We start from the raw sequence: 3904 nt of genomic DNA on the forward strand, positions 1-3904 counted from the left end.
ACCGGACCCTGTAGACTTCCCTGAAGCCAGATTTGCGTTCTATCGCCTTGCGGATCGCCAATCGGACCCTGGGCCGGTCATCCACATCGATGCTTTGCATGCATCGTTCCAGCGACGCGCCATGCGAGAATTCGTCGAGGGTCAGCCCGAAATAATCTGAAAGGTTGGCGTCGCCATAGACGCGGTCACGCTTGACGTCCCAGGTCCAAAACCCGTCAATCGGTGGATACCGCAAATGCATGTTTTGGTCGTGTTCAGGCGCCGACGTCATGAAAACCGCCCCGTCCGGTTTCAAGATTCGGCAGCACTATGTAGCAAAAAATGAAAGAAACAAAGGTGGCCTTTTGTACAAGGTTCGAAATCATAAGGCCTACTGCCTGTGGCAAGTCCGAGCGTCATATTTTGATACTACCAGAAAGCAATGGTCTAAAAAATTTCTTAAGCTTAAAGAATTTTGACTTCGATATTGCAACTGCAGCTTGGTATTTCACGCGCTGAACACAAGCGGTCGGCAGGAGAGCAAACCAAAAGGTTGTATTGCGAAAGAGGGATGGCTAAAAATTCTTGCGTTCCGCAAAGCGGATAAAACGCCATGAATGTCGCTGCCTGAAACGTGCAGGTGACGACTCACCCTGAATGCTACCGGCGGCTGATTGACCGGCAAACCTACCGGTGGTTGAAACAGAGTGAGCTTGGAGAAAAGCCTGGCATCTAAATCTGCACCCGGGCCTTTCCGGGTGGCGCCGAAGGGTTCCCTGGACCGGAGGTCATTGCCGTTCAGGCTTAAGTCCGACAGTGATCCAACCTAGGCCGACTCCTGCCGCGGCTCCGGGTCCGTTTCATTGCCGGCGGCCGAATCAGCGGCGACCCGGTCATGCTCGAACTGATGCGCCGCGGGGAGGGCCTGCAGCCAGGATTCGCGCCGCCCGATCCAGAGCTCATAGTCCGGCACCAGCCCCTCGGTCGGCGCGACGTCAAGGCTGCCGATCGTGACCTCGACTTCCTCTTCTCCAACGAATGGAACGCGGCTTCCGCAGGTGGGGCAAAAACTTCGAGCGCCATAGGTGCTGGTGATCCCGCTGGCTTCGAACGCTTGAAGCGGCCATACGGCATAGGCATGGAAAGCCGATCCGCTTGTCTTGCGGCAATCCTTGCAGTGGCAGAGGCCTACCCGGCGTGGCTCGCCGGCCACGCGGAACTGCACGCCGCCGCACAAGCAACTGCCGGTGCGCGCGATTTCAGGCATTTGCCGTTCCTCCCGCTGTTACACGCAGAACAAAGTCGCGGCCGGCCAGTTCTGCCGCTGGCCCGTACAACCCGTATGGGGTTGCTATGGTTCCGCGCGGGACCGCAAGAGGCGGCTATCGGTCGGGAAGGTCGACCGGCTCCTCGCACCGATAGACGCGGCACTCGCCGTCCTTGGCGGGAACGGTTGTTGATATTGGCACTTCCGGCCAGTCGCACTCATTGCCGAATTGCCGCACGAAGCGGTGATAAGTATCCGGACCGGTGGTCAAAACCACCGCATGGTCGCTTTTGATCAGCGCCTGCGTCTGCGCGCAGGTCATGGCGCGAGTATCCGGCCGGGCTTGGGCGGCGCTCGCGGCGCACAGCAGCGTGGCGGCGCTCAACAAGTTGCCGGCGAGGCGTGCGATCGACAGGGTTCTCATGGACACCGGGCTTCGGGGTTTTCCGTGCCGAATATGGACCGCGGCTAAAAGACCGCAAGATATTTGAGCAACGATATGATTCCGATGATGATGACGATGATCTGCGCGATCTGTCGCGTGCGGGCATCGAGTGGCAAGCGCTGCACGAGATAGAGCACCAGGATCACCACCAGGAAGGTGATCAGGATGCCGATGAGTACCGACGCGCCCATAAGCGAGCCTCCGTTATCGCCAGGATTGCCCAAACTGGGCCGCCCCCAAACGTTGCGCGTCTGAAAAAGGTTCCGCTAGGGCGAAGTGGAACGGGAAGTATCGCGCAGCGTTGTTCAGCACCTTTGAATATTCAGGATGCGAACATGAAGGACATCTTCAGCACCGCGGCCATCATTGTGTCGATCGCGATTGCGATTGCGCTCATGTTTTTGGTGCCGATCAGACTTGAAGCCAATCCCGGGCCGCCGATCGTGTCATCCCACTCGGCCAAGGCCGAATAGCATTGCCCGGAGCCGGGTGGAACATGCGCGCCCCTTGCGAGTTGATTTCGTGATGAAAAGCGCCGGCTTGCGCTCAGAGAGAGGAAAAGAACATGGGTCTCGGCACAATTCTTATCATTATTCTCATTCTGGCCTTGCTTGGCGGTTTCAGCGGCCTGGGCGGCGGGCCGTTCTACGGCACGGGCTATTATGGCGGCGGCGGTCTCGGGTTGGTTCTTGTCATCGTCATTATTCTGGTCGTGCTCGGACGGATCTAAGAACGGTCAGACAAATCAAGCGAGCGCGTCCCGGAGCTTCGCCGCCAGTTGTTCCAGCGTGAACGGCTTGGCGATGAAGTGCACATCGTGGTCAAGCACGCCATTGTGCACGACGGCGTTGCGCGTGAAGCCGGTCATGAACACCACTTTCAGGGAGGGGGACTGCTTGCGAGCCTGTTCGGCGAGTTGCCGGCCATTCATACCCGGCATTACAATATCCGTCAGCATCAGCGCGATGGCGGCGTTCTGACCGAGTTTCTCCAAGGCTTCGTCACCACCCGCGGCTTCGATGACGGTATAGCCGAGCTCCAGCAAGGCGGCGGCCGTCGAAGCACGCACGCGGGCATCGTCCTCGACGAGCAGCACGGTTTCGGTTGCCGGAACATCGCTCCTGCCGCCGGTCTTTACCGGCGGAGCCGCTTCCTCCGGACCGGTGAAGCGCGAAAGATAGATCCTGATTGTCGTGCCCTCGCCGGGCTCCGAATAGATCTTGACGTGTCCGCCGGATTGCTTGACGAAGCCGAACACCTGGCTGAGACCGAGCCCGGTTCCCTTGGTCGCGGGCTTCGTGGTGAAGAATGGCTCGAAAGCCTTGGCCATGATGTCCGCCGCCATACCCGCGCCGGTGTCCGTTACCGCGATCATGACATACTGACCGGCCTTCACTTCGGGATGCGCCGCCGCATAGGCCTCGTCGAGATGGCAGTTGGCGGTCTCGATGGTGAGCTTGCCTTCTTCATCCATGGCGTCGCGTGCGTTGACCGCCAGGTTGATGAAGGCGTTCTCGACCTGGCTCGGGTCGGCATGCGTTTTCCAAAGTCCGCCCGCCAGCACCGTTTCGATCTCGATCGCATGGCCGAGCGTGCGCCGTAAAAGGTTCGACATGCCGGTGACGAGGCGATTGGCATCGATGATCTGCGGCGCCAGCGGCTGCTGCCTGGAAAAGGCAAGCAGCCTGGCGGTGAGGTTGGCGGCGCGTGCCGCGGCATCGGCCGCCGCCTCAACGAAGCTCTGCACGTCATGCTCGCCGCGAGCGAGCTTGCGCTGCGCGAGGTTCATGGCGCTGGTGATGACAGCCAGCATATTGTTGAAATCATGCGCGATGCCGCCCGTGAGCTGGCCCACCGCCTCCATCTTCTGCACCTGGCGAAGCTGCGACTCCGCCTTCTCACGCGTGTAGATCTCGTTGAGCAGCGCCGCGTTCTTGGCGCTCAATGCGTCCTGCGCGTCAGCCACCTCTCGGAAGCGGCGGCTGGACTGGCGGATCGTATAGATGCCGAGCAGAAAGATGCCCAGCAGCGCCGCGAACGAGCCGATGCGCAGCCAGCCTTCGATCTGTTCCATCCGCTCCGCACGGGCAGCGAGGTTCGCACCGTCGATGCGCCGGATCGCATCGATGTTGGCGCGGATCTGGTCCATGTCCAGCTTGCCCCTGCCGCCGCGCACGATGTCCAGCGCTTTCGCCGTGTTGCCCGTGTCGTAG

General features: G+C 60.2%; 7 protein-coding genes. 2 read left to right on the forward strand and 5 right to left on the reverse strand.

Going from position 1 to position 3904, the window contains the following annotated elements:
* The 4 genes from EOA27_RS26315 to EOA27_RS26330 all read right to left on the reverse strand — a co-directional run.
* The coding region (locus EOA27_RS26315) for a PAS domain-containing protein (protein ID WP_348639874.1) at positions 1-271 on the reverse strand (271 nt) is incomplete at its 3' end.
* A gap of 534 nt (positions 272-805) precedes the next feature.
* The gene (locus tag EOA27_RS26320; protein ID WP_126083228.1) at positions 806-1246 is read right to left on the reverse strand and encodes a GFA family protein; all 441 of its coding nucleotides are present in this window, start codon (positions 1244-1246) and stop codon (positions 806-808) included.
* Positions 1247-1361: 115 nt separating this feature from the next.
* Positions 1362-1670 (reverse strand): hypothetical protein, encoded by a 309-nt coding sequence (locus EOA27_RS26325; protein ID WP_245467108.1) that lies wholly within the window; start codon positions 1668-1670, stop codon positions 1362-1364.
* A 44-nt stretch (positions 1671-1714) separates the two neighbouring features.
* Positions 1715-1882 (reverse strand): Thivi_2564 family membrane protein, encoded by a 168-nt coding sequence (locus EOA27_RS26330; protein ID WP_126083227.1) that lies wholly within the window; start codon positions 1880-1882, stop codon positions 1715-1717.
* 144 nt (positions 1883-2026) lie between these two features.
* Here EOA27_RS26330 and EOA27_RS40940 point away from each other — a divergent pair, with 144 nt between their 5' ends.
* Together EOA27_RS40940 and EOA27_RS26335 are read left to right on the forward strand one after the other, a co-directional pair.
* Positions 2027-2164, forward strand: a complete 138-nt coding sequence (locus EOA27_RS40940; protein ID WP_189342065.1) for a hypothetical protein — start codon at positions 2027-2029, stop codon at positions 2162-2164.
* 92 nt (positions 2165-2256) lie between these two features.
* On the forward strand, positions 2257-2421 hold the full coding sequence (locus tag EOA27_RS26335) for a DUF3309 family protein (RefSeq protein WP_082048942.1): 165 nt from the start codon (positions 2257-2259) through the stop codon (positions 2419-2421).
* Positions 2422-2436: 15 nt separating this feature from the next.
* Here the strand turns inward: EOA27_RS26335 and EOA27_RS26340 are convergent.
* Positions 2437-3904, reverse strand: a 1468-nt coding sequence (locus tag EOA27_RS26340) for a response regulator (protein WP_127257633.1), incomplete at its 5' end; no start/stop codon positions are given.

The organism is Mesorhizobium sp. M2A.F.Ca.ET.037.01.1.1, assembly GCF_003998075.1.
Taxonomy (GTDB): domain Bacteria; phylum Pseudomonadota; class Alphaproteobacteria; order Rhizobiales; family Rhizobiaceae; genus Mesorhizobium.

Coding starts and splice junctions, on each gene's coding strand:
- EOA27_RS26320 (WP_126083228.1), bottom strand. CDS start 1,246: ATGCCTGAAATCGCGCGCACCGGCAGTTGCTTGTGCGGCGGCGTGCAG.
- EOA27_RS26325 (WP_245467108.1), bottom strand. CDS start 1,670: ATGAGAACCCTGTCGATCGCACGCCTCGCCGGCAACTTGTTGAGCGCC.
- EOA27_RS26330 (WP_126083227.1), bottom strand. CDS start 1,882: ATGGGCGCGTCGGTACTCATCGGCATCCTGATCACCTTCCTGGTGGTG.
- EOA27_RS40940 (WP_189342065.1), top strand. CDS start 2,027: ATGAAGGACATCTTCAGCACCGCGGCCATCATTGTGTCGATCGCGATT.
- EOA27_RS26335 (WP_082048942.1), top strand. CDS start 2,257: ATGGGTCTCGGCACAATTCTTATCATTATTCTCATTCTGGCCTTGCTT.